General features: G+C 59.2%; 22 protein-coding genes. 1 reads left to right on the top strand and 21 read right to left on the bottom strand.

Going from position 1 to position 24,149, the window contains the following annotated elements:
- Positions 1-112 precede the first annotated feature (112 nt).
- The 5 genes from L0977_RS12335 to L0977_RS12315 form a co-directional block, all read right to left on the bottom strand.
- Positions 113-1,081, bottom strand: a complete 969-nt coding sequence (locus tag L0977_RS12335; RefSeq protein WP_234265151.1) for a phosphoadenosine phosphosulfate reductase domain-containing protein — start codon at positions 1,079-1,081, stop codon at positions 113-115.
- A gap of 68 nt (positions 1,082-1,149) precedes the next feature.
- A complete protein-coding gene (locus L0977_RS12330; protein ID WP_234265150.1) occupies positions 1,150-1,485 on the bottom strand; it encodes a hypothetical protein in 336 nt (111 codons plus the stop codon).
- Between the two features lie 219 nt (positions 1,486-1,704).
- Positions 1,705-6,654, bottom strand: a complete 4,950-nt coding sequence (locus L0977_RS12325; RefSeq protein ID WP_234265149.1) for an Eco57I restriction-modification methylase domain-containing protein — start codon at positions 6,652-6,654, stop codon at positions 1,705-1,707.
- A gap of 140 nt (positions 6,655-6,794) precedes the next feature.
- On the bottom strand, positions 6,795-7,136 hold the full coding sequence (locus tag L0977_RS12320) for a DUF1566 domain-containing protein (RefSeq protein ID WP_234265148.1): 342 nt from the start codon (positions 7,134-7,136) through the stop codon (positions 6,795-6,797).
- Between the two features lie 238 nt (positions 7,137-7,374).
- Entirely contained in the window at positions 7,375-7,935 is a 561-nt protein-coding gene (locus L0977_RS12315; RefSeq protein WP_234265147.1) for a YcbK family protein, read from the bottom strand.
- Positions 7,936-8,333: 398 nt separating this feature from the next.
- Here L0977_RS12315 and L0977_RS12310 point away from each other — a divergent pair, with 398 nt between their 5' ends.
- The gene (locus tag L0977_RS12310; RefSeq protein WP_234265146.1) at positions 8,334-8,834 is read left to right on the top strand and encodes a hypothetical protein; all 501 of its coding nucleotides are present in this window, start codon (positions 8,334-8,336) and stop codon (positions 8,832-8,834) included.
- Here L0977_RS12310 and L0977_RS12305 read toward each other — a convergent pair.
- From L0977_RS12305 to L0977_RS12230, 16 genes are all read right to left on the bottom strand, one after another.
- Positions 8,809-9,204, bottom strand: a complete 396-nt coding sequence (locus L0977_RS12305; RefSeq protein WP_234265145.1) for a phage integrase N-terminal domain-containing protein — start codon at positions 9,202-9,204, stop codon at positions 8,809-8,811. The two genes, L0977_RS12310 and L0977_RS12305, sit on opposite strands and share 26 nt — an antisense overlap.
- A 68-nt stretch (positions 9,205-9,272) precedes the next feature.
- Complete coding sequence (locus L0977_RS12300; protein ID WP_234265144.1) at positions 9,273-9,629, bottom strand: hypothetical protein; 357 nt, start codon at positions 9,627-9,629, stop codon at positions 9,273-9,275.
- An 8-nt stretch (positions 9,630-9,637) separates the two neighbouring features.
- Positions 9,638-10,939, bottom strand: coding sequence for a TrbI/VirB10 family protein (locus tag L0977_RS12295; RefSeq protein WP_234265143.1), 1,302 nt, complete (start codon positions 10,937-10,939; stop codon positions 9,638-9,640).
- Positions 10,940-10,944: 5 nt separating this feature from the next.
- A complete protein-coding gene (locus L0977_RS12290; RefSeq protein WP_234265142.1) occupies positions 10,945-11,757 on the bottom strand; it encodes a TrbG/VirB9 family P-type conjugative transfer protein in 813 nt (270 codons plus the stop codon).
- Positions 11,754-12,446 (bottom strand): type IV secretion system protein, encoded by a 693-nt coding sequence (locus L0977_RS12285; protein ID WP_234265141.1) that lies wholly within the window; start codon positions 12,444-12,446, stop codon positions 11,754-11,756. Before L0977_RS12285 ends, L0977_RS12290 begins: the two co-directional genes overlap by 4 nt.
- Before the next feature lie 191 nt (positions 12,447-12,637).
- Positions 12,638-13,906, bottom strand: coding sequence for a type II secretion system protein (locus tag L0977_RS12280; protein ID WP_234265140.1), 1,269 nt, complete (start codon positions 13,904-13,906; stop codon positions 12,638-12,640).
- A gap of 64 nt (positions 13,907-13,970) precedes the next feature.
- Positions 13,971-14,444 carry a hypothetical protein gene (locus tag L0977_RS12275; protein ID WP_234265139.1) on the bottom strand — a complete coding sequence of 158 codons (474 nt, stop codon included), beginning with the start codon at positions 14,442-14,444 and terminating at the stop codon, positions 13,971-13,973.
- An 86-nt stretch (positions 14,445-14,530) separates the two neighbouring features.
- Positions 14,531-15,139, bottom strand: a complete 609-nt coding sequence (locus L0977_RS12270) for a type 4 pilus major pilin (protein WP_234265138.1) — start codon at positions 15,137-15,139, stop codon at positions 14,531-14,533.
- Positions 15,140-15,146: 7 nt separating this feature from the next.
- On the bottom strand, positions 15,147-16,373 hold the full coding sequence (locus L0977_RS12265) for a hypothetical protein (RefSeq protein ID WP_234265137.1): 1,227 nt from the start codon (positions 16,371-16,373) through the stop codon (positions 15,147-15,149).
- Entirely contained in the window at positions 16,370-18,235 is a 1,866-nt protein-coding gene (locus L0977_RS12260) for a GspE/PulE family protein (protein WP_234265136.1), read from the bottom strand. Before L0977_RS12260 ends, L0977_RS12265 begins: the two co-directional genes overlap by 4 nt.
- 31 nt (positions 18,236-18,266) lie before the next feature.
- Positions 18,267-18,917 carry a hypothetical protein gene (locus L0977_RS12255; RefSeq protein WP_234265135.1) on the bottom strand — a complete coding sequence of 217 codons (651 nt, stop codon included), beginning with the start codon at positions 18,915-18,917 and terminating at the stop codon, positions 18,267-18,269.
- Positions 18,907-20,202, bottom strand: coding sequence for a hypothetical protein (locus L0977_RS12250; protein ID WP_234265134.1), 1,296 nt, complete (start codon positions 20,200-20,202; stop codon positions 18,907-18,909). Before L0977_RS12250 ends, L0977_RS12255 begins: the two co-directional genes overlap by 11 nt.
- 15 nt (positions 20,203-20,217) lie before the next feature.
- A complete protein-coding gene (locus tag L0977_RS12245) occupies positions 20,218-21,948 on the bottom strand; it encodes a type II and III secretion system protein (RefSeq protein ID WP_234265133.1) in 1,731 nt (576 codons plus the stop codon).
- A 6-nt stretch (positions 21,949-21,954) separates the two neighbouring features.
- Positions 21,955-22,707: a toxin co-regulated pilus biosynthesis Q family protein gene (locus L0977_RS12240; protein WP_234265132.1), complete on the bottom strand. Its 753-nt coding sequence runs from the start codon at positions 22,705-22,707 to the stop codon at positions 21,955-21,957.
- Positions 22,701-23,423, bottom strand: coding sequence for a transglycosylase SLT domain-containing protein (locus L0977_RS12235; RefSeq protein ID WP_234265131.1), 723 nt, complete (start codon positions 23,421-23,423; stop codon positions 22,701-22,703). The genes L0977_RS12240 and L0977_RS12235 overlap by 7 nt, the downstream gene beginning before the upstream one ends.
- Before the next feature lie 216 nt (positions 23,424-23,639).
- Positions 23,640-24,128, bottom strand: a complete 489-nt coding sequence (locus L0977_RS12230; protein ID WP_234265130.1) for a hypothetical protein — start codon at positions 24,126-24,128, stop codon at positions 23,640-23,642.
- Positions 24,129-24,149: the final 21 nt, after the last annotated feature.

The following is a 24,149-nucleotide window of genomic DNA, read 5'->3' as shown; positions in this document are numbered from 1 at the left end:
AAAAGAGGGTTGTTGAAGGACAGGCCAGGCAAGTGACTGGCTTTGGGATGCACGAGGATGTGTGCATTCCAAAACCAGCACACCAGCCACCCGAAGGTGACTGGCGCGTGGATCAGGTGGGGCCGCAGGATTCACCGTAGGCGCCTTGCGGAAGAACCCAGTTCTCGACGATGACCGGCAGATCGAAGCTTTCGGAGTTCGCTATGTCGACCCAGTACGGATTTGTCGTGTAGGGAGTGCCCTTGCGAGCCAAGGTCAACACGTCATCCTTGCGGTGAATCGTGACGCCGAAGGTGCGCTCATGGTTGGCAATTACGGCGAGGTTCCTGGGTGCAATCGCCTTGACCGTGGCCCACTGGTCTTTGCTACCGAAGATGCATTGACGGCAGGAAGTTCTCCCCCAGCCCAGGTAATAGGCCGGATGAGGCAACACTCGGTGGCGCTCGATGATCGCCCAGACCTGCTGCTCAGACCATTGGTGTAAGGGTCGCCAATGATCGATGTGGCGCTGGTACTTCCGGCCGGAGCGAAGGTCGCTACGGTGGGGCTCGAAGCTGGCGTAGCGTGAGCGTGCCGTGCTCTCTTGCGCACGCTCTCCTGTGAGCACCAGGGTCTTGCCGTGGGTGAACTTCGGGTGGTTGGTCAGGTATCTGGCGCCAACGTCGATCTTCAGGGCACTGGAGCACCATCGGACTGATAGGTTGGCACTGACCTGAGGAAACTTCAGTCGAGTCCCCAGTGGACCATTACCACCGACCCTCCTGTGACCGCCGTTGTCGTCAGGAATCCAGACTGGAGCAGTAGGCGCATCCTGTCGGAGCATTTCACGCTCAAAGCCCCCTTCCCTCCAGCTTGTCCGGTACTCCATGCCCAGGGCATCGGCAACGGCGCGGGAGTAGGCATTGGTGACTGGCCAATCCATGAGCTTTGAGCCCTCAACTCCATCAACCAGATGGTGATGAAGCTCGATCTTGCTGGCCGGGACGCCCAGGTCCAGCAAGCGTAGGATGCAGGCCAAGGAGTCCTTCCCCCCCGACATGAACACCAGGAACCGATCGTAGATGCCCAGGTCGGGGTCCACGATTGGATACCTTGATTCAGTGGCAGGGGGGATGTCCTCGAACAGGCCAGGCTGTCGGCATGCCATGTTCAGGCAGGCGCATGCAGGAAAGCCAGGGATTCGTCATCCCATTTGGCCAAGGCGCCCTTGGGGTCGGACTCGACTTCGTAGGCCCAGTTGCATCCCACTTCATCGCCGTAGGCCACCTCCACCTCGCGATAGGTGCCCATTTCATGGGGGTTGAGCGAGATACGGATTCCGGCGATGGCATCTTCGGGAATCGGGTAGTGCCGCAGGATCTGCGCCTTGAACGCAGCACACTCCAGCATTGATCGCCGAGCGTAGTTCTCGGAACCCACTTGCGCGGGATTTTCTTCGTGTGGGGCCGGGCCGATGGCCAGGGAATCCAGTTTCGTTGCCAGCATGGCTTGTCCTTTCGTTCCGGAGTTCCGGGTTAATGAAAGGAATGGCGGCAGTCCGCTTGTGGATGCGCTCGCACGAGGGCAATCACAACAGGACTAAGCACAATGGTGCTGAAATGCGTCTGGGAGTGGGGCCTAAATGGGCATCACCCGGAGATCGCATTCAAAAAGACACCCCCCCAAAGCGCCAAAGCGCTCATGGGGGGGGTAAATGAACTGGGATCAGTCCTCGGCCAGGGCCAAGGCCGACTTCTCGTCGGTATCGATCTCCAGCGCTTCGTCGATTTCTACCTTGCGAGCCAGGGCAGCCTGAAGCCGCTCTTCGTGCTCGAAGGGCCGATCCAGTTGATTGGCGATCGATTTCGCAACCTCTTCCACACTTTCGGTGCGGAGCTGGATGCTCTTCAAACGCTCTTGAATCTGCTTGACCATGCCAGCTTCTTTGAGCCAGGCCGTGATGTCGGATGCTGCATACGGAACCGCAACCCTCGCATCGACACAATCGGCACCAACCACCTCGGCCCACTCTGAGTGATCCCGCTCTCCCGCGATGGATTCCAGATAGACCTTCAGGTTGCCTGCCTCAAACAGTTCCACTTTCTCGGACCTTTGGCTCACTGTTTTGCTCTTGCGCAGCATCTCCGTGAACATTCGACGCCGACGCATGATCGCGACTCCCGCCTCTTCAGGATTGCTGTAAACAACCCCATTGACCTTCACCGCGCTTTCGTCGAACTTCACAGCTTCCACCCAGGCCACCAAGTCACGCTCGCTTTCGCGCATGTACTTGATGCTCCATTGCTCGTTCTTCAACTTCCAGCGGAGGTTTGCCTGGTCGTTGTTGAACACAGCACGAATCGCCAGCAGCTTTGCCACTTCAGCGTCCACGGCAGCCTTCTCGATGACGATCGGGTTTCCCGTTGCCATGGCTTTCACCTCGGCAAAGGAAAGGGCTTGCGATGTCACGTCCTCGACTCGACGGGCGACCCCGTTGTTCTCCATCACTTGCGCGATGAATAGAGCTTTTCGCTCCAGGGTCTGCCACATGTAGGCATCGAATGTGCCCTCGGTCACATACCGGAAGATCACCACTTCGTCGTGCATGCACCCTTGTCGGATGATTCGGCCATCACGCTGTTCCACGTCCCGCGGACGCCAAGGGGCGTCCAAGTCGTGTTTGGCGATCAGGCGATCTTGCACGTTGGTACCGAAGCCCATCAACTCGGTTGAGCCGATGAGGATGCGTATCTTGCCGCTTCGCACCATGCGGTGCAGTTGGGCCTTCCTCGCATCGGTTTTCCACTCCTGCGCAAAAGCGATTTCTTCCTTGGGTACACCCATCTCCACGAGGCTGTCCCTGACATGCTCGTAGACCGAGAACCCCAGTGTGCCCGGGATGCTCAGGTCGCAGAACACCAGTTGGGTCGCCTTGATGGCCTGGTATTCCTTCCAGATGGCGTACACGTTGCGCACGCACTCGTTGACCTTCGAGCTGGGGTCATTTGCCTCGAACGGGAGCACGCATCTAATGTCCAGCGCAGCCTTGCGGCCATCACCAGTCACACACAGCATGTTGTCCTGATCAGGTTTGACCAGGCCCGACCGAATGTCATCCGCCCTTGTGACCAGGCCTTTAACGTACTCTTTCTGGGCCTCGCTCGCCGGCACAGCGACAACTGTGTGTCCACCGCCGCGCAGCTTGGGCTCAGGGAGCTTGAGCATTGCCTTGGTTCTGATTTCAGCCACCTCGCGGAATGCGTTCATCAGTTCCGGGACGTTGACGAACTGGGCGAACCGGGTATGCAGCCTGTAGCCGCTGCCCTCGGGTTTGACCTCCACGCAAGTCACCTCACGTGCAAAGCTCGCCGCCCAGGCATCGAAGGAAGCGATGTCCAGCTCCTGCAGTCTTTCCTCTTGAAGGTAGGTCTGCATGATGTACAGCTCCGCGATCGTGTTGCTGATCGGCGTAGCTGTGGAGAACATCAATCCCGAGCGCTTGTTGCCCCGCCGCTCAAACACCAGCCTGCTCTTGATGAACAGATCTAGTGCCCGTGACGAGAACGCCGAAGAAATCCCCGGGATGCGCTTCTTTTTTGTAAAGAAAAACAAGTTCTTGAAGATGTCGGCCTCGTCTACCAGGATCATGTCGATCCCGATTTCCTCAAACCCGAGCAACTCGTTGTCACGCGCAGCCGAAGCCAGCGATTCCAGACGAGTCTCCACGACCTTTGCGGCGCGTGAAACCTCTCGAACCATGTTCCTGTCGCTCACCCCCAACATCGATTCCGCAGCTTTCGCCTTGAAATCGACGATGTACCGCTTGATGCAGTCTTCGCTGACCGAGATCCGGCCAAAGGTGGAGTGGGTAACGATGATGCAGTCCCAATCGTTGGTCGCCGCACGCATCAGGATCGTCTTGCAACGCTCTCCTTGCATGTCGTCCTTGGACATCGCCAGCACCTTCGCACGTGGGAACGCACGCAGATACTCGCCGGCAAAGGCCTCCAACATATGGTTCGGCACCACGAGCACAGGCTTCGAAGCCAGCCCCAGGCGCTTGTACTCTTGGGCGCAGCAGATCTGGATGAGGGTCTTACCCCCACCGACTGCCAGCGCGTAGAGCGTGTTGCCAGAGACGATGCCCCGCCAGATCGAGTCCTTTTGAGCGGCACGCAACTCAATTTGTGGATTGAGCCCCGGGATGACCAGGTGCGAGCCGTCGTACGAACGGTTGACATGCGAGTTGAAGCGCATGTTGTAGTCCGTCTCGACTTCCTGAACACAGCCATGGTCGGCCTTGAGCCATTCCATGAACCGCGCCTGGATCATCTCGGCCTTCACCTGGCACGCCAGGGTCTCGTCACGGTTGATGACCCGCTTCGTCTTCTTGTCACTCGTCTCGATCTCGTCATAGACCTCGGGCGTCTGCTGGTTCAGAATGCACCGAAGCAGGTCCCAAAATGACTTTCGCTGGGTACCCCATTCGGTCCTGAAGATTTCGTGTTTCTCGTGGGTACAGGTCACAGACCATGACGCAGTAGACACAACCGAGTTCACGTTCGCGCTCTCATACTTCATCTGACCATCATTGCCAAAGCCGAAGGTGGCCTTGAGCCAGTCAGATACTTGCTCCGCTGAGATCCATGGAGCGCCCAGCTTGGTGTCGATCTCGCTGAACGCGATCCACTGCGGCTGCACCGCCTCCAAGGCCTTCACGTTGGCATCGAACACGCCCTCCAGCACAGCCGCGGCTTTGGCTTGCTGGAGCTTGACCCTCACGTTGCCGCTCAGGTATGCCGTCGCGTCCTCTGCCTCACCGCTCACCGGGTCGATGAACGCCATGCCCTTTGCCATCAGTTGCTCGATGACATTGGACTTGGACACACCCATTGCCCTTGCGATGAACTGTGCGTCCATGCGACCGAACCTGTTGTAGGACAGCGCGAGGCCATCCTCAACCGTATCGGCTGTTTCGGCGAGCGTGGCCGCGGAGATCGTGCTCTTGTGGAACAGATCTGCCTTGACCGCCACCTCCTTTTCATCGTCCCAGTGTTCCAGCGACCACAGCAGGGGTGCGTGTGTGTCGGTACGGAACAGCCGGCGGTTGGCCGACGACAGCAGGAACCCGCTGACTTTGACGAATCGGTCATACAGCACGTTCAGTTCCTCACGGATCTGTGCTGCGTTCTGACTTCGCGATGCATCGGCTTCCAGCAACCTCAGTGCGAGGTCTCGGATGCGCGTCATCCCCTCCAACCGCTTGAGCGTGGCCGCCGGCAGATTGTCCTTGGGCGACACGTTGGCGTGGTCATCCACTTCCATCAACCGGCCGTCTTCGTCGAAGAAGAAACCCGGAGTCCAGATCGTTTTGCGACCAGACGGTTCCATCGACCTCTCGACGCGGAAAGCGCTTTGCAGCGTCACATTCGTCTGAGGATCGAAGCAGATCTCGACCTTCTCGCCCGCCAGCTCGCGCAGACGCTCTACCCAGTCGGGATGCGCCTTCACTCCGGCTTTCATGCCGTACTGACCCTTGACGCCCTCAAGCCGACCCAGCACATGGTGCGGGTTGTTGAAGAAGTAGGAACAGTAGATCGCCTCCGGGAAGCTGGTGCGCTTCCAATCGAAGATGTCAGCCGCCTGCGGTTCGAGGCGGCGCAATTCATCCAGATCCAGGGCGGCAGGTCGCTTCTGCAGCACGATGATGTCAGCCACCACGTCGGTCCCACCCAGACGATTGAAGGCACCCGAGGGCAGCCTGATCGCCTTGAGCAGCTTGCCGCGTTGCAGCATGTACTTCTTGATCCCCTCGCTTCCGACCTTATCGAGCATGGACGAGGTGACGATCAATGCCACCAGTCCACCAACCCGCACCATGTCCAGCGCCTTGGCCACGAAATACTCATGGATCGGGTACTTCAGGTGGCTCAGGCGACGGTCGCTCACGCGATAGTTGCCGAACGGGACGTTGCCGATCACCAGGTCGAATTCGTCCACGAAGGACGTTTTCTCGATCCCGGTGCAGTCCACGAACGTCTCACGGTCTCCGTAGAGCGCTCGGGTCATCTCGGCCGAAAGCGGATCGATGTCGATGGCCATCACGCGCGATTGCTCGCGCATGTCATCGGGCATGCACCCTATGAAGTGGCCGACGCCGACGCTGGGCTCACAGATGCGGCCGTGTGTGAAACCGTAGCCGCGGACCATCTCCCACATCGCCCGCACGACGTGCGGCTCCGTGTAGTAGGCCGTCAGAACGGACTCCATGGCCGAGCGGTACTCATCCACGGACAGCAGCTCACGCAGCTTGTCCTGGATGTCCTGAAGCTCGCTGTTCTTGGCGAAGACCTCGGAGAGCCCGCCCCAGCCCGTATAGGCCGAGATCGTGCTGCGCTCTTCGGTCGTGGGGATGCGCCGTTCAGCCTCGCAGGCCTTGAGCGTCTCGATCGCCTTGAGGTTGGCCAATGCCTTCGAGCGGGGACCACGAAGTGCATCGAGGACCGTCTCATCCAGGCGGAAGAACTCCCGCACCAAGGCCGGCTCTTCGTAGGCCTGCTGCACCGCCAGGGCGACGGGCTGCATTTCTGCGACTTCGCAAGGTGGCTCGGCCACCACTGCGAAATCATCAAACAGGCTCAACTGAGCCTTCGTATCCTTATTGTTGAATCGCATTTTGCCCTTCCTGCTCAATCAGAGCGTTGGTTGAAAGGGGAAGGCGCTGCGGAGCCTTTTCTTGGCGCACTGCTCGAATCAAATGCAGAAAGCAAAGAAAAAACCCCTCAATAGGGGTTTTGGTGAATCGTCGATTTATTTCAGCCGCGCACAGGCAGAACGTGCACGAAGCACTTGGGGCCGTATGCCCCGATATAGCCGGACCAAGGGTTGAACACCTTGTACCCCTGGAGATGTCGCGTGCTGGTCCAGACCGTTTTATTGATCTTCAGGAGGCCCTGGCTCGACAGTTCTGTGATCTCCTCCAGTGTCGGGAGGCGCCAGTCCGAGAAGGAATGGCCCAGCTCTTCGGAGGTGTTGATCTCTTGCAGTAGCGATGTGACATCACGGCCGGATGCCCCGCAGGGCTCCATTCGGTAGAATTCTTCGGAAAGAAATCGCGGCAGTGCCAACCACAGAACTGGATTGATGACAACGGACATAGGGTGAACTCCTTTGAAAGTTCCGCACATGCGGATTTGAAAAAGGAGCAAGCACATAGCTTTCCTGTGAGTTGTCCCACACGAAAGCCGGCAGAGGACTTGGGCTGATAGCGCCCAAATTTGGGCGGCTGTGTTGTCCATCCCCAAAATTGGGTCTGTCGGACAGGACGATTCTCAGGCCGTGATGTGTCTGAACGGGGAGTGAATCACGTTGCAGCAGGAACGCCTTTCTGCAAACCTACTTGCCTGTCCACGTACGCAGGCGCCCGTCATCGACGTGAATGAAGTCGCGCTCAAGGTACAGGCCCACGCCTCCACCCTGGAGGTACTTGGCGATATCCGCGACCACGGAGGCCTTGTACCCAGGCATCCGTCCATCCCATGCGCGAGCCTCCATGTGCAGGCTGTGCCTGGCCGCGCCCTCGGTGCTTGAATTCGTCTTCGGGCTCCGATAGCCTGATGTCGTGATGAGCGGAGCGTCGTGGCCGTTGGCTCTTGCCACGCCCTGGATGCCACAAAGGATGTCCAGCAAGACAGGGGACATTTGCACGGCTTGCCCCGCCCGAACGTCCCTGAGGATCATGCAAAGCCGCTTGTACTCCGGCCACACCAAGTTGCCATCGGCGAAATACACGGTACGGTGTGCTTCGAGCCCCTTGGGCGTTTGCCTTTGAATCCAAATTTCACGGGGCATTGACCAGAAATCTCGACCAAGTGCGTTGGTAGCCATTACGGCAGGCAATGCACCCGCGGCAAGCAAAAGCTGACGCCTTGAAAAGCTTGGTGCATCGATGCTCACCGCGGACGATTGCGGACTTTTCCCGGCCGACATTCCTGCCCGCGACTTATCTTCCAGCCCACACAATGCACACACCCTTTAGACCCCCAGCGAAGCGGCTCGCAGACCGCCACGGAAGACAAATGCAACAGAATGACCAGAGGCCTGGACAGGCGCGCAATTTGCCTGCCCAATGGCATTCAGATCCGAACATCAACCGGGTCCTCAAAACAACCATCGAGCTGGACTGGCACAAAAGCGGATTTCGTTTCAGAGCACCAGGCAGTCAGGTACGGTATCGAGTCCTTCGATTTGAGTTTCAGTGTGATTCAAGGAGGGAGAAGTCTTTGACTGAATGATGGACGGTGCCCTGGATTATTTGTAAGCGGCATGCACGCCCCTTAATAGAGCATGGAGGCATGCAATCATTCCGTTCCGCACGTTTCAAGATCGCGGGCGACATTCGAGTACATGTCGCCTTCTGGCACCTTGAAGTAAAAACAAAAGGGCAGAAGACCCTAGTTTTTGAGCCCATCGACATGATGGGCGGTGAAGAAATCATCGTTGACCAGCTCAAGCCTTACGCCGTATTTAGCGGGGAGCTGAGGCCTGTTCGGCTCTTTCATGTCGCTATGAACATCGAGCGCGTGAAGGCGTGGGCAAATATGTATGCCAGAGACGAAGCCGAAGCGCTGGACCTTCGCAACCTCTACCCCTTCCTGCGTGGTGAAGCCGAAGGCTGGCTGCAACGCTGCAAGTTCGACTACCCTGAAGACTCCAGCCGCCTGGGCAGGACGCGCTGCTTGTCCAGAGAGATGATGGAAGAACTCAAGCGCCAGGCCATCTTGATGCCCAGCTTGCTCAATCCGAATGAGTATCAGGTACTCGGCCAGGTCATCGAGCAGGCGCGTGCTGCTTGAGATCCTGTACGGCTGCCACTATCTCGACCTTCGCTCGCGATGAACCAGGCTTTGGACGTTTGACATTGAGCCAGATAGCTGCGGCATTGTTCGGAACGAGATCGTCCCGGCCTATCCAGTGGCCCAATCTGCGCAAGCGGCACAGGTTGTTCACGATGGTATTGACGCTGTACCCTTCTCTCAGCCAGTCTTCCGCAAGGGCCTTGCAGTGCCGGCTGCGCAACTGAGACACGCTTTGCAGGTGGAACCCCATCGCCCATAGGCGCATGATCGCAGCGCTGAGAGTGTTGGATGTCATCTTGATCGTTGCTTCGGAGACGGGCTTCCCTGCCGTCTCCGAGCGCAGCTTCTTTTTGATGAGCTGACTCAAGCTATGCTGGAGCACTTCGAGCTGAGGGCTTCCCGCGACCACCAGATGGCTCCTTTTTCGAGCCACGGTTATCTCCGAGTTGGCAGGGCCTTGTAGTCGAGCTTGCGCTTCTTGCCCTCGATCAGCAACCAGAGCGCTCCATCTGCGCTGTCGAGCACGTCCTTGCCGATGGCCAGGTATGAGCCCACCAACGACCACTTGACCGAGTTGCCCTCGCGATCCAATACCCGATCGACCACAACCCCCTTCTCGGGAACCAGGTAGACGCCACCATCCTCGGCAAGCCACGCGGTGGAAATGTCTTCAGGGGGCTTGATGAAGGTGGTGCCCTCGTAGATTGGCGCATGGGTGCAAGCACTGATGCTTACCGCCAGCGCCGCAGCCCCCAAGAAGTGCGACGGTTTCCATTGGTTCTTGCGCATCATGACTCCGTTCATCGTGTGAAGTACGGCTCCAGTTCCACATCACGCGAGAGCGTGAGCGTGAACGGGGTTCCAACTTCGACATGGCCTGTCGGTGGAATCCGGACATTGCGGCCGATGGTCGCGTCGATCACCTTGCCCAGAGTCGTGCCCAAAACAGACCCAACGACCTGGGTTCCAGATGCCGTGGAGTTCGCCGTCGTTCTCCTGTCTTCATCAGGCAGCAGGTAGGAAGCGGCACCAACGATCAGCGCATCCCTGAACATCTCCCAGAAGTGGTTGTCGATGTCCGCAGGCAAGCCAGAGGCCCCTTGCATGTCGCTGGCTGACGCCGCATGCAGCGAGAACGATCGGCCGTTGGGCAGGCGAAGGCGATTGCATGCCGCAAGAACGAGCTTCTGGCCGACCATGAGCGTAGGCTGGTAGTTGCACGTGATCTCGGAGCCACGGGGGACCAGAACGACTTTTTGGGTCAGCGTGTCGTACAGGTCCGATGTGACCTTGGCCGTGATCATCCCGGGCAGATCCGTTTTCAGCGAACGGGTCAGAACTGCCCGAACGATCGTGCCCTCATAGAGCGTATGCCCCTTTCTGGCAGCCACCACCTTCGTCGAGTCTGCGAGGTCTGATCGCCGCATCTGGTCTTCGATGAAACGGGCATGCATGGTGTCCTGACCGGAGGTGATGTTCCCCCCCTGCCCCGAACCGATACCAGCCATTCCGCCGGCAGCAGCACCTGCAGCACCACCAGGCGCAAGCCCCATGGCCCTGAGGTCTTCCATCTGGCGCTGATACGACTCCTTCGCCCGGTTGTCGGCGATGGTCCGCTGTTCGGCCATGAGGTTACGGATGCGATCATCTACGCTGGCACGCTGTTGCTGCACCACCTTGACACCTGAGTTGATGTTCACGTCCGAGGCATCCATGGGCGCGACAAGCGCAGCCTGCAACCGCTCATCGACCGGCTCGACCTGAGCTTGCAACATGGGCTCAGGCGTCGGGGCCTTGATCTCGGAAGGCGCATACGGCACCGGCGGGTTCTTCAGGCCATCGATCAGGTCATCCACGACGTTTTCGGTGGATGGCCTGACCGGGGGTGGATCTTTGGGCTTGGCCGTCTTGAAATTGTTACTCCACAGCATGAAGACCCCAACACCGACCAGCGCCACCATCATGAGAATGCTCTTCAAGTTCCGAGCCGGCATGCCCTTCTGGATGGCGACATCCGGATCTAGGCCCTGGTCAGCCCCACCATCCAGGGATTCGTCTGCGAGTGGGTTTGTGGATGCACGAGGCATCTTCGGTTGCTTCATGGCGCTTACTCCTGGGTCAAGCGAACCTGGATGTCTTCACCGACCTGCAGCATCCAGATGGGCGCGGTGCGATCGATGATGAGTGCGTCGCGATCGAGAATCGATTTCCGGTCCCCCACGGAGTAATTGACAGGCATCAGGCTTTCCTTGCCCCGCTCATTGACCGACACCATGAAGACGGCCGGAAGGTCTTGCACGCCATTGGGCATCCTGATCCATGTCTGAATGCCGTTGGTGTATGCGTGGATGCGCGCATACTGTTCATTCTTGGTCGTGACCTTGAGGAACCGCAGTTGGGACGGATCGATGGGCTCTGCCGCCAGATTCTGGGCACGTAGCTTCGAGGCGGCCATCTCGGCCATCGTGCGCTCGGCTTCCAGGCTTCGCCGTGTGGCGACCCGGATGGACTCTTCCTGATCCGGGTAGCTGAAGGCAACTTGCTGGACCCGCTCATCGCCCTTTTGTGTCGCCACCAACTCGAACTGGTAAGTCCGCCGGCTTGTCACCAAGGACAGCGAGGTCTTCGTGTCGGGCACCGTGGACTTGATGTAGAGGTTGCGCTCATTGCCTTCCACGCGCCAGCGGATCTTGTCACCCAGCCGCGGCACTTCCACCAGCTCTTCATCCTGGCCGAGCATGATGTGTGTGTGCATGCCCACGGTCACCGGCAACTTGAACACAACGTCCGGTGTGTAGGCGAAGGTCACGATCCTGCTATCCAGGTTTCCTGGCACGGGGGCAGAGATCGAGGAAGTGGATTGGGCCAGGGCGCTGGCGGCAATCAAGGTGCCGACGATGGTGAACAGGAGCTTCTTCATCTTGCTTCCTCTGAAACGCTGAAGTTGAGAACCGTCAGGCCCTCGGGGTTGGAGAAAACGTCATCACGGCTCTTGTGCCCAACATGGGTCAAGGTCACCGTCATTGCGTAGGATTTCGTCTGAGGATCGATCCCAGGAGCCGGCCGGCTCAATAGTTCGTATCGGATCAGATAGGTCATGCCCGTAACCTTGTTGACCGAGCCACGTTTGTACTCACGCACGTAGGTCGGGTACCGGTGGACGAGCTGTGCAGGGTTGTTTTCCGCCCGCTGGAGGTAGGCCTTGATTTGATCGAGCGCCACGCCTGCGGATTTGGACTGAACCAGTTTGACGTTGCGCTGCCAGAGCGCAGGAGTAATCTCGGTCAGTGTCGCAACCCAGGCCGATGCCCACGCCATCTGGGTGTCTTCGTCGGCCTTGAACGAAGTGGCCACCTCACTGACAGAGATGCGGCCTGCCGGGTCTTTGTCTGCCTGGAAGACGTAGATCTTCTGGTTCAAGATCAGACTGATGAGCGCGATCAGCAAGAGCACCGAGATGGATGCATTCAGAATTCCAGAAAGAGCCCATCTGTTGCGTTCGACAGCTTCTTTCGTACCCCTTTCAAAATAGATCCTGGCTGCAGCTTCTTCGATGCTGCCCGGCACATGATCTGGGGTTGGACGCCGTCCAATCTGCGATTTGCTCATGCATACGATTGTCGGAATCCTTGAAGCGTAAGAGCATTGAAAGGAGTGGTTAGCGCACGATCATTCAATACCAATGAGCATGTCTGCATTCCGCTTTGCATGAAATGGTCTCCCTCGCTGGTGTATCGCCAAGCAAAAAAATGACCGCCCAAATTTGGGCGGTCATGGGCGCAAGCCAGAGGGAAAGGCGATCAGGTGCGATTGCAGCTTGTGATCACCAATGCAAGCGCTGACGTTCCCGCGGTCGCGCCATTTGACCCACGGATCGTGACCTGCCAGCCGGCACTGATCGCGGCCTGGAAAGCACCCGAGTTGTTGCCTGGGTTATTGAGGCCGATGATATTGGCCGCGGAGACTGCAGCGACTACCGCTGCCGGCGTATGCAGGGCCGGGCACGCGGGAGTCGGGACGACAGCGCCGTGCCCGAAGTAACCCATCGTCCTGATGCCCCTGCCCTCCTGGGTTACCCATCGTCCATTGGAACACACGAGCGCCTGCCCAGTTGCCTCCACCAAAGCCCATTGGTTGGCAGTCGTACACACCCCCCCGATGGTTCCGTATTCGATGCCATTGACCGGCTCAAAGATCGTGCCATTGCATCGGAACAGCATCTGCTGGCCAGCCAGAACGCCCTGGGCAATCAGCCCGGTTTCATCGGCCGTACACACTTCGTTGTTCACGACTGTTCGCTGAATGTTCAGTCCACCACGGAGAGTGACATTGTTCTGAAACTCGGGGTCGCGGGAGTCGCGCACGCGCAGGAAATTGCCGAACCCAGCCGAGCCGAATCCGAATCTCGCGCACACGATTCCAGGTGGTTGGCCTGCAATGGGATTGTCGATACTCCAGCTTCCGCCATAGCCGTAGATCGTCGAACCATCGGCGTCGTCAACGCTTGCTCCGCCATTTGAGCCAAGCTGGGTCAACATGCGTCCGATGGCAAAGCCATCTGTGTCTTCGTTTGAGCGCTTGGGGTCGCGAAGTGGCTGGTCGAAGCAGACGTGCCCCGTGATGTTGCACTCCTGGCCCTGGGGGGATGCTTCGCAGCCGGCGGGCTCGCGATTGATGCGGATGAAATACCCCCCCTCCGCCAAGGATTTATAGAGCGGAGAACTCGATGCGTTGTGTAGACCAACGGCCAGATCGTTGAGCTGTTCGACCGTGGGCCGAAGAGCCTGGCCTTCATCGTCGCCGAACGGCAGAGTGATGCCGTTGCGGGTGATGTCTTCACCGGCCTGGTAGGCATCGTAGTGTTCGAAGACCAGCGTCTGGGCGGACTCGCGGATGAGGTTCAGCACCTGGGCCTGGTTCTCAGCCCTCTTGCCGTCCTCGTTCTTGCTCCAAAGATTGAACAGGAAGAGCAGCACCATCGAGATGAGGATCATCGCCAGCGCCGTTTCGACGAGGCCAATGCCTCGTTGGCGTCTCATAGGCGCGCTTCGGACGCGAAGGTGCTGCATGATGTTCTCCGGAACTCAAATCGAAAGTCAGAAATCAGGCTGGGCGAATCCAGCCCTTCGGTCACTACTTCGTTGCGGTGAAGACGAAGCTGGCCTTCTTGGCCGAACCGGTGCCGAGCGTGACGCGGGAGGTCACTTCGAACTTGCCTTTGGCCCCATCCAGGGCCATGACGGTGGTCTCGCAGGACAGTGCCTCGATCACCTTGTCGCTGCCGGGAACGGTTCGCACGGACTTTTCTCCCTTGGTGCACGTCGGGTCTGCGATCTTCAGATCTCCTTCGGCATCGGCGATGGGTTCGACTTGCCACTCGACTTGCTCGATCGTGGTGCCGAAGGTCTCGGTGTACGAGTCGATGGGCACGCGCATGCCGACTTTTCCCGAAGCGGAATCGGCAGGGCTCACGGTATGCGTGCGCAGTTCGGGGGTCTGGACGCTGCCGGGACCATCTTCGTCGCCACCGCCGCAGCCGGCCAGGGTGATGGTTGCAATAGCCGCAGCCATGATCAGGCCGCGCTTGAATTTCGAAGGTGCTTGCATAGGTGACTCCAGAGAGTTGATATCTGCTTGCTGGAGCAGTGAGGGCTCACGCCCTCACTGGTCACAGAGCGAGTGCTTGTAGGGCCTTAGAAACGGCCGGCCGTGAACACCAGTTCGACCGGAGCGTCGGTGTCACAGGCTTCCTCCAGGGCTGTGATGTCAATCGCGCCGCCGTCCCCCTTGATTTCGGAGCCGTCCACCGTGATCACGCGGAACTCGCCCTCGGACGCGCTCACGATGTCGCTGCACTGGTTCGCAGACACGTTGGGCCATGTGATGGAAATGCCATCGCTGGTGCCGGTCAGGTCCACGGGCGCGACTTCGATCACGCCGCCGAAGCGGTTCTGAGCGGTGTCGGCGCCCGGATCACGCAGGTGTGCGGGAATCACGCCGGACTTCACCGCCAGCTCCGTCGTCACGTCACCGTACCGGTTGAGCTGCCCGTACTTGGACACCAGGTTGCCGCTGATGGCGATGATGTCGGAGTGATTGCTGTTCACCGAGTTCTTGCGCTGGTTCTCACGGTAGTAGAGGACGGCGAAGGCGATCAGCGCGGCCACCGCCAGCAACACCAGGCCCAGTTCGATGGACATGAAACCGCTCTGCTTCAGCCCTTTGGCGGACTTCAGCCGGGCGCGGCTGCTCAGAGCCCGTGCCTGGACTGCGCGGGACAGATCGAAGATGTTTTTCGTCATGTTTTTTTCACTCGCTTGTTGAAGTTACGGACCGTGGTGTGCTTGACTGAAACTGTTGTTGTTCGGCAGCCTTGCGGCGAGCGGCTTCGCGTTTCATGATGGCCGCAGGCTGATTGGCCTCCTGAATCGCCATCACCACAAATGCCTGGCCGCCGTACAGGAAAAGAATGAGGCCCATGATCAATGCGAGCAGCCAGAAATTCAGTTTGAATGCTGTCTTTCTGACTGCTTCTCTTGCGTCATTCATGCCTCGTGTGGCAATTTCCACGAGAACCTTGTCGAAGCGTGCCTCGCTATCCACTCGATTGAGCGATTGCATGTATCCGGCCAGGAATGGCGACAGAACCCCGTGGCTGAATGCCTGCACGTATTGGCCGGGCATTTCCTGCATATGCGTCAGGATCACCAGCAGGTGCTTGCGCATCCAAGGCTGGGCGCTTGTAGCAAGTGTCTCCACCGCATCCCTCAAGATCCGGCCGGACTGGAGCATGAACGACAGATCGGTGAGCATGCGCGTGCCCTGAATGTCTCGGTACAGCCCGAAGACAGGGCGATATGGCATTGCAAGCGTCCAACCCAGTTTCTTGATGCCCTGCGCCTTTTCCGCCTTGTACCGCCAGGACGCAGTCAGATTGGGCAGGCACCAGTACAGAACGAAAACAGTCATCGCCGTCAGGAACGCGAAGACATAGAGGCCATACTTGGAAAAGCCCTCGGCAAATGAGCGGAAGAAGGCATTGAACCCCACCCACACCTCTTCAGGGGCAGACTCCACGAAGGCCGGGATCGTGGACGTGGTCAGCATGTACGCAAAGGCGAATCCGACCGGGATCAGGAAGATGGGCGTGAAAAGCGCCATCCTTACCACCTTCTTCATGGCGTTCTGCTCTTCGATGGCAGCAGACAGGTGATACAGGGCGGCCACCTGGTCTTTCGATTCACCGAGAATGGAAAGCGCCATCCGGTCCTGTTCCGGCATGACTGCCTGAAGCACTTCGGCAATCGTCGTCACACCCCTGGACATCACCTCGCGCATATATCGCAGGCCCGAGGCTTTGGCCCTGTCACGTGTGCGCTCATCCATCGCAATGGCGTACTCGCCATCGACGAAATCACGAAGGAGTTCCTTCTTTTCCAGAGAGCGGGCCAGCGTCTTGTAGAAGACGTGACGCTCACCCCAGAATCCGGTCCAGCCGAGTTTCCACCAGCGCTTCAGGTTGGCAACGATTTTCATTTTTTGAGAACCTCCAGCGATTGCAGTTGTGTGAATCGCTCGATTTCGCGTGGGTCGATGAGGCCTTGGGCGGCCTTGAACATGGCGTGCTCTGAAACGAGTTTTCCGTCCATGTTTGGCGACAGGAGATCCCTGTCGCTGTATTCGTGTCGCCACCACCGGATGGCATCGCGGTCCTTGCCGATGGCCGACAGATCCAGCCAGCCGTTCTCAGGCATGAGCATTTCCGCGCAGATGGTCAGCCCCTTCGTCCCCCGGGAGCGGCAGTGTTCGCATCCCTGAGGATTGCGAAAGCGCAGGCGCTCGCGCTCGATACCGAATCTGCTCTCCAGGATCTCAACCAGCCATTGGATGTACTTGGCCTCCTGCTGGTCACGGTTCGTGTCCCGGGACTTGTGGTGTTGGTGAGCCTGCGCGTGATTGAGCCGGCAGTGTGGACACAGCACCGGGGAGAGCGCCTGGTAGCACAGCATCCCCAGCAAGTTGGATGTGGTCAGCTCCGAGCGAGAGAGACCGATGTTCGGGTCGGTGAGGCGGTTCAGGGCGCCGGCAAGGGAGTCTGCGTGCAACGTGAAAAGACTCATGTGGCCGGACTTGGCAACGTTGGCCATTGCGCGAGCGGACAGAGCATCACGGACTTCGCCAACGTCGACGAAATCAGGGTCCGAGCGCATCAGGGACTCGATGGCGACCGTGAACGGGTCTTTCTTGCCCTCTTCCTTCGAGGTCACCAGGCTGCGCTGCACGTAGATCTGGTGCATCTGAGCGATGGGGTACTCGATCGGATCAGCAATCTGGTACATCGCCATCGATCCGTAGCCCGGGTGCGTTTCGACGAAGGTCTTCGCCGCGGTTGTCTTGCCAGAGCCGGTCACACCCATCTGGCCGATAGCGCCGGCCTGCAGCCGCTGTGCACGATCGAACATGGCGATGTGGCTGGGTGCGAAACCCATGGTCTCGAACGACATGGCGTTCTCACCCGAGACATTCGAGAGCAGTCGGCAAACAGACTTTGGGCCGTACAGGCCGGGAATCGACGAGAAGCGCAACCGCAGGTCAGGAATCTGCAAAGCCGCGTCGATCATCGACGAGAGCGTCGATGTTTCCGAGAACGCGCCCTGGTTGTTGCTGTGCCTGTCCGAAAGCACTTCGTAGGCTGCCTTGATGGCGTTCTTCACATCCAGCTCGGTGAAAAGACCGCCGCTGCCGTCAGGGATAGGCTCCAGGGTGCCGTCAACCCGGACCATGACCTCACCCTTCCCGCCTTCGAGAATTCGCAAATGGATGTCCGTCGCCTTGATGCTTTGCGCAACCCGAGTCCATTCACGAAACATCTCCGCCCCAGCAGATTGGGAGGTCAGACCCGATCCACCCTTGCCCGTACTACGCTCGTAGTTCAGTCGGACCTGCCGGATGATGTCGCCCGTCGCCGGGTATTCACGACCACCAACAGACAAACCTGCATTGGCCAGTGCTGAATGGAGCGTCGGGAAGTATTTCGATACCTCATTGACTCTTTTGAAGTCGAAGTAGATGCCACCCTTGCCCGGCCCCGTTTTCACGGCGATGACGGCATCCTGCAACCCCTTTGGGATACGCAGCGCAGGGTTCGATGAATCGGTAGCAGTGAGCACTTCACGCACCGAAGGCATATCGGAAATCTGCGAGATCACGCTGCCCATGGTCCGCTGTTCCCTCTCGGGCCTGGACTCGACGAAATCCACGTCCTGTACCTGGAGGGTTGGCGTAGGAATCGAGTCGTTCGCCTGCGCAGCTTTCGGCGTGCGACGGCGCTGGGCCATGGTGGGCACAGCGACAATCTCGGCGGATTCACGGCCTCGAAGGCGATCGAACAATCCCATTGAGAGTCCTCGTAGGCGGTTCGATGGCCGATTACTCGAACCAGGTGTACTGGTCGCCTGCCATCAGGAAGACGAGACTCGGTGCGAGATTGCAGGACGTGGCCTTTCGTTTGGACGCACGAGCACCCTTCTCGCAGCCTGGGCGGGGTTCAGGGATCACGGAAAGCGCAATCTGCCGGCCATCGACAGCAGCAATCGAAATCCGGTCACTGATCCGAGTGCCCACCGACGCCTTCAGGATCGAACCGGCTGCCGTTTCGATTTCCGCGAATGGCTCTTGCCCCTCACGGGCAAAGACCGACTTCACCGAGAGCTTGGACTCGACTCGTTCAGGAGCCTTCGGAGCTTCGGGCTTGGGAGGCTCCGGCGGCTTCTCGGTCGTGAACCCGGCTTTGCGCAGGAAGTCGGCCACGGCCTTCTCCTTCTGGATGTCGGACATCTCGCCGATGGTCAGCGGCTGGCTCGGGTCCCGGTAGATGCGCCCCTTCTCGTCGGTGGCTTCGACAGGCGGTCCGATGACGAAGGGCTGGCCTGCGCCGTCCGGCCGTTCCTGCAGTTGAGCAGCCGTCATCCGCGGCGCCTCGGGAAGCTGGACTTCATCAGCCAGTGCTCCCGTGACGAATGATGTTGCGAGCACGATCGCCAGCTTCGCTTTGGCCAGTTTCTTGATTTCAGCGGACATAGCCAGCTCCTTCCACGACGAGGACAAACGATTTTGGGCTGACGGCTTTGAGGGTGAAGCCGTTGAAGATGACGTTGCTCGGAAGCTCACGTATGGAGTCGGAGCCGAACGGGTAGATGGTTCGGACCTCGAACTTCTCTGCCTTGACGATCACGTCCTTCTTCTTGACGTTGCGCACGTCGAAGTTGGGCCAGGCACGAGGCGTCCCGATGTTCGTGCTGATGCCTGCGTTGTCCAGCATCTGGAGCACGGGCTTGTAGCTCAACTGCTTTTCGAGGTCACCCCGAGGCAGGTTGTTGAGGTCCAGGCTTGTGGGCTTCGACGCGATCGACCATTCAAGTTGTGCGACCTTCGTGCTCAACTTCGGATCGGGCACCAGGGTGGAGCCGGCTTGCATCTTGAGCAGGTCCGCAAGGGTTCCACCTTCGCGCTCCCACTTCTCGGTGCACTTCGAAGTCGTGCACGTGACCTCCGACAACGACCAGCCGTCATGGAAGTACACACGGCCCTTCATCGAATCGATCAGGTCGATCAGTGCACCTCGCTCCCAGCCCAAGCTGTCGGCAGCTTGCCGCAGCGCCTGGAGGTACTGAGGCGTTTTGTCCGCCTCGGCCATGCGCTTTGCCCGCTCTGCCTCCTTCTTGGGGATGTGGATCATCTGGTGGTAGGCGAAGCCACACCCGATGAACAAGAGCACCGCAGCGATTCCCAGCGGCACGAGGGGGCTGATGGGAACAGGGCTCAGCGACGTTGCCTTACTCTCGTGCTTGGCCAGGTGACCCCACTCGATGGTCTCGACCTGCTGGATAGGCACATCGCTATGGTCAGAGAAGACCAGGCAGTACCCCCCCATTTCCTGGAACTGGGTTTGCGCGATGTTCAGGGCACGATCGCCGTTCTCGACCGAATCGTGAACGATTGCCCCGTTGCGGATGATGCAGATCGCACGGCGGTCCTGGTCCTTCTCCTCTTCGATGCTCAGGACGAAAATCCCGTTCGAAGCAGACAGCTCATCGGCTTCATTGCACAGCAGATGTTCCAGGCACAGCAAGGCAAAGGAATGCCGACTCTTTGCCTTGACCGGAACTTCAGCCATCACATCATCCGACTCCAGGCCGATATACATCGCCTCATCGGGCTTGTAGATGACGTAGCGCCTGGCTCCCGTACCGCGGCTTGTGGCGGAATCACGGATGTGAGACCGACGGGTGCCATTGATGGGTGACCAGTTCAGCCGGGCGACGATCGCGTTGCCCTTGTGATCCAGGTGTACGACTTTGCTCATTGGAACTCCGTCCGATCAGAGCGGCGTTGCACGCACGAGAACCATGAAGTGCTCGCGCTGGATTGACGACTTGAGATTGCCTCCCGCGATGACGGGCACTTCGCGGGAGAGCCGGTTCTCGTTCTTGGAAGCCACCAGCCGCGACAGACCAGTGATCACCGCGGTTTCGCCGGGCGCCAGGCGAATGGTCGAACTGGCATTGATGGAGTCCACACGGGGCGTCTGGACCTTCTGGAAGGTCTCACCAGCACCCGTCGATACCTCGAACAGGCCCAGCAGGTCCGACAGGCTGATCGAATACTTCAGCAGGATCGACTTGTCCGACTGGATGTATGGCAGGGCGGCGTACTGGTCACCCGTGGTGATGGTGTCCGTCTTCAGGCCCGGGGCGCCTGCAGCACCGCTGGAGCTTGCCGTACCAGGCGTGGTTTCCTTCAGGTAGCCGTCGGTGGACAGCCGGCTTTTCGTGTCCCACTGGCCGTTGAGGGTATTGATGGAGACGGGGCGGATCTTGGCCGTGTTGCCGTAGGAGTTGAGCAGCGTGAGGATCGAGCTGGTATTGGTGGTTGCCCCGGCCGAGATGTAGTTCGTGGTCAGGCTGCCAGCGGTGGATGTACTGGTGAAGCTGGGCGACTTGAAGGTGATCCCGTAGCGTTGATTCAGCGACTGGAAGACGCTGCTCCAGTCCACGCCCTTCTCGTCGTTCTCGCTCACGAGGACCGAGTACACGTCGAACGTGACGTTGACCATCTGGGTCAGGGCCTTGTGTTCCTTGTTCAGGAAGTCGCGGACACGCGCCTGGGTTTCCTTGGAAGCGACCACCACGAGTCGCCCGGAACCATCCGCCCAGGTCACCGACGCACCGATGTCGGTTGCGACGATTTCCTGGACCGTTTTCAGGATCGACTCGCGTACGTCGGTCTCGCCGCTTTGCGCGATCGCCAGGCGGTTGGAGGCCGACATGCGAACGCCGTCCTCACTGCTCGTGCCGCCCGAGCCGCCACCAGTGTTGAAGGTGTAGTTCTGGCTGCCAGGGAAAGCGCCCACATCGTAGGACTCGGTCAGCAGTCGAACGATGGCGACAGCGCCGTCGCGGAACTCCCAGCTCAGGCCCATCTTGGCCGTCATGCTGTCGAGGAAGTCGCGCAGGCGTCCTTCGAAGCGCATATCGACAGAGCGAACCGTCGTCAGCTTCGCATCGGCCAGGATCTGGGGTGACTTCGCCGTGATCCCCAGATTGGGCACGGCCGCGTCGAGACTTGCACCAGCAATCGGTGTCGGGAACGCCGGCTTGACTGGATCTCCTTCTTGCGCGGACTCGGGTGCACCAGGAGAGGCGAAGACATCGGCGCGCACGCGCACCGGCACGCCGGTCATCATGGACAGGCGCTCGGCCACGGTATTGATCGAAGTGCGCCCTGCGAAGTCGAAGGTGTAGCGGGCGTTGAACACCGCCGGCAGACGGTCTTCGGTCTTGGCGACAGTGCGCAGGCCACCAACCCATGGAGCGCTCACACGGCGGACGACATTTTGCGACCGGAACTCGGTTCCCCGTTGTGCCACGTGGTCCGGTGCGCCGTAGGTTTCACTGGTCGCGTGCAGGGATTGCGTGATGGCGCCAGTGGGCACCATGTTCTTGATCTCCTGCTGCTGTCGCGTCATGCCCGGGCTGGAGCACCCGGAGAGCACGACGGCAGAAGCGATGGCCGAGAAGGCGAAGATGATTTTGTTCGTGTTCGAGCGCATGTTGGCTTACTCCTTTGCGGCGCCTTGTTCACCGAGGCCGGTGATTCGCAGGACTGGGGGGTTGTTGCCGTAGATGACGGCTTCCAGGGGGAAGTCGCTCTTGCTGATCGCGGGCGATGACAGGACACGAAGCAATGCCTCGTCGAACGAGCCGCTGAAGTTGTCTTCGGCGGTGATCAGGACGTGGCGGTCGGCATCCCAGATCAGCGTGTAGCCGGCCTGCTTGGCCCAGCGTTCGAGCGTGGTTTCCAGGCGCACATCGCTGATCTGGATCGACCAGGTTTCGGCCGGAAGATTGATGGCCTTCGGCGCCGCCGGAACGTTTGGCGCTGGAGTTGCCGCCGGCATGGCCAGGGTGGCGACAGCGGGTGCGGTGGTGGCGGCCGGCTTGGAAGCGGTGTCGATTTCGAGGGGAACCCTCGGGGCTGAAACCTGATCGAGGTAGGCCCGCTTGTTCTTCCAGTCCAGTCGAACCGACAGCCCTTCATCAGAGGCCCAGCGCTCCAGTGCACTGGTCCAGGTTTCGCCGGCAACGAACTCGGCAGTCGAAGCTCGGCGCACGTCCATACCCTGGCGGGCGTAGGCTGCCCAGCCGCCTGGGAGGATCACCTTGGTCGCGCCCATCAGATCGCTGACGACTTTCAGGGAACTGGGCACCGTGGCGGCGTCCTGCGGCTGTCCGATGTGGGAGATCGTCGGCTGAGCCGCCGCACCAAACGTAGCGGCAGCCAACACCATTGCGGCGGCAAGTTTCAGCATGGCTGAATTCCTTTTTGGAGGTTGGAGTTGAGGGAAACCCTGCGCAATTGCGCATCGAGCTGGCCCTGGTATTTCGCTTTCAAGCTCGGAGTTTTCGAGTGATAGCGGCCCAGTGCCTCTTGCATTGACCCTGAATCGTTCAGGTGTTCCTGAACGATGTCGTCGGCTGCGCGGATGTTCGAAACAGGGTCGAAGGCCTGTTCGATGGATGCAAATCGATTGCCGTGATAGAACCAGTTCACTTGCATCAGACCGACATCGAACAGCTCTGCGCCTCGCTCGATCAGTTGACGTGCTGCTGCAATGGCCTGGCTTTTGGTCGTGAAGAAGTACCCTTTGCCCGCGTAGTTGATGGTCCAGGGCCAAAAGCGCCCTTTCCTGCCTGATTCCTGGTTGGCGATTGCCGCCATGTACGCGGAGGGGGTCTTTGTTTTCAGGACATTGAAGATGGTCTGATCGGGAGTCAGTGCCCAGATACCCCGACCTTCGGCAATTGCTTGGACAGTGACAGCATCCACTTCACGCGATGACCATATGGCATTCCCACTACGGATGAGCGCTTCAACTTCGGTGCTGCTGGACTTGACGCGCACGGTAGTCAACTGACCACTCTTGCACGTGAAAACATCGATCTCCCCAGCCTGAACCAACCCCGCGCAGGCAATGATCGCCACGGGAAAGACAAGGAGCTTGAGGAACGATGCTGCTGAACGCATGCATCGATTAAAGACTTACACCCTTGCCGTCCTAGATTGAATGCATTGGACTTTCAACCAGTTTTCAAGCGCCCAAATTTGAGCGCTTTGACGACCACCTAGCTTCTGGGGCGATTGCTGTGACTTCTTAGATGGTGCCAAAGAAAAACCCCCCAAGCATTTCTGCCAGGGGGGCGACGTGAAGACGGACTATGCCTACGTCGAAGTGATCACGGATTAACGCAGCAGCATGTACTGATTGTCCGGGTGGACGTTGGCCTCCATCTCCGAGATGTTGTCATAGCCGGCCAGGACGGGATCAGCTTGCACAACCACAGGTGGTACCGACGGCGAAGAAGACTGCATCGGGACTGCACCCATCCTCACCGAGGACGCATAGGCCTTCGCCAGTACGTCCTGATCGAAGCGGGACACCTGCTTCACGTGAGCGGTGGGAGCCACGGCGCCAGGCTTTGAAGAGTCCTGCGCTGCCACCACATCTGAGTGGGAACCGCCGCCATGGACTTGCGGGGTCTTCTTGGCCAGCCCCAAGTTCATTGAGTAGCGCTGACAGATGGCATTCGCCCGTTCTGCACCCAGTGTGTTCTGCCAAATGAGCGCAGCCTGGTAGGAACCATCATCGGCCGGACGGCACTCGATGGAAGATTGCGCTGACGCGCTGAATGCAGCGACAACGGCCGCAATGGCGAACATGGACTTTTTCATGAAAAACTCCTATTGATGTTG

It is taken from the genome of Hydrogenophaga sp. NFH-34, assembly GCF_021401345.1.
Taxonomy (GTDB): Bacteria; Pseudomonadota; Gammaproteobacteria; order Burkholderiales; family Burkholderiaceae_C; genus Hydrogenophaga; species Hydrogenophaga electricum.
Note: the sequence above shows the minus strand (reverse complement) of the source record. Positions and strands in the feature narration are given on the sequence as shown.

What these genes read in the sequence shown, in the direction of transcription:
- L0977_RS12330 (WP_234265150.1), bottom strand. Translation starts at nt 1,485, where the DNA reads ATGCTGGCAACGAAACTGGATTCCCTGGCCATCGGCCCGGCCCCACAC.
- L0977_RS12325 (WP_234265149.1), bottom strand. Translation starts at nt 6,654, where the DNA reads ATGCGATTCAACAATAAGGATACGAAGGCTCAGTTGAGCCTGTTTGAT.
- L0977_RS12320 (WP_234265148.1), bottom strand. Translation starts at nt 7,136, where the DNA reads ATGTCCGTTGTCATCAATCCAGTTCTGTGGTTGGCACTGCCGCGATTT.
- L0977_RS12310 (WP_234265146.1), top strand. Translation starts at nt 8,334, where the DNA reads ATGCAATCATTCCGTTCCGCACGTTTCAAGATCGCGGGCGACATTCGA.
- L0977_RS12300 (WP_234265144.1), bottom strand. Translation starts at nt 9,629, where the DNA reads ATGATGCGCAAGAACCAATGGAAACCGTCGCACTTCTTGGGGGCTGCG.
- L0977_RS12295 (WP_234265143.1), bottom strand. Translation starts at nt 10,939, where the DNA reads ATGAAGCAACCGAAGATGCCTCGTGCATCCACAAACCCACTCGCAGAC.
- L0977_RS12290 (WP_234265142.1), bottom strand. Translation starts at nt 11,757, where the DNA reads ATGAAGAAGCTCCTGTTCACCATCGTCGGCACCTTGATTGCCGCCAGC.
- L0977_RS12285 (WP_234265141.1), bottom strand. Translation starts at nt 12,446, where the DNA reads ATGAGCAAATCGCAGATTGGACGGCGTCCAACCCCAGATCATGTGCCG.
- L0977_RS12280 (WP_234265140.1), bottom strand. Translation starts at nt 13,906, where the DNA reads ATGCAGCACCTTCGCGTCCGAAGCGCGCCTATGAGACGCCAACGAGGC.
- L0977_RS12275 (WP_234265139.1), bottom strand. Translation starts at nt 14,444, where the DNA reads ATGCAAGCACCTTCGAAATTCAAGCGCGGCCTGATCATGGCTGCGGCT.
- L0977_RS12270 (WP_234265138.1), bottom strand. Translation starts at nt 15,139, where the DNA reads ATGACGAAAAACATCTTCGATCTGTCCCGCGCAGTCCAGGCACGGGCT.
- L0977_RS12265 (WP_234265137.1), bottom strand. Translation starts at nt 16,373, where the DNA reads ATGAAAATCGTTGCCAACCTGAAGCGCTGGTGGAAACTCGGCTGGACC.
- L0977_RS12260 (WP_234265136.1), bottom strand. Translation starts at nt 18,235, where the DNA reads ATGGGATTGTTCGATCGCCTTCGAGGCCGTGAATCCGCCGAGATTGTC.
- L0977_RS12255 (WP_234265135.1), bottom strand. Translation starts at nt 18,917, where the DNA reads ATGTCCGCTGAAATCAAGAAACTGGCCAAAGCGAAGCTGGCGATCGTG.
- L0977_RS12250 (WP_234265134.1), bottom strand. Translation starts at nt 20,202, where the DNA reads ATGAGCAAAGTCGTACACCTGGATCACAAGGGCAACGCGATCGTCGCC.
- L0977_RS12245 (WP_234265133.1), bottom strand. Translation starts at nt 21,948, where the DNA reads ATGCGCTCGAACACGAACAAAATCATCTTCGCCTTCTCGGCCATCGCT.
- L0977_RS12240 (WP_234265132.1), bottom strand. Translation starts at nt 22,707, where the DNA reads ATGCTGAAACTTGCCGCCGCAATGGTGTTGGCTGCCGCTACGTTTGGT.
- L0977_RS12235 (WP_234265131.1), bottom strand. Translation starts at nt 23,423, where the DNA reads ATGCGTTCAGCAGCATCGTTCCTCAAGCTCCTTGTCTTTCCCGTGGCG.
- L0977_RS12230 (WP_234265130.1), bottom strand. Translation starts at nt 24,128, where the DNA reads ATGAAAAAGTCCATGTTCGCCATTGCGGCCGTTGTCGCTGCATTCAGC.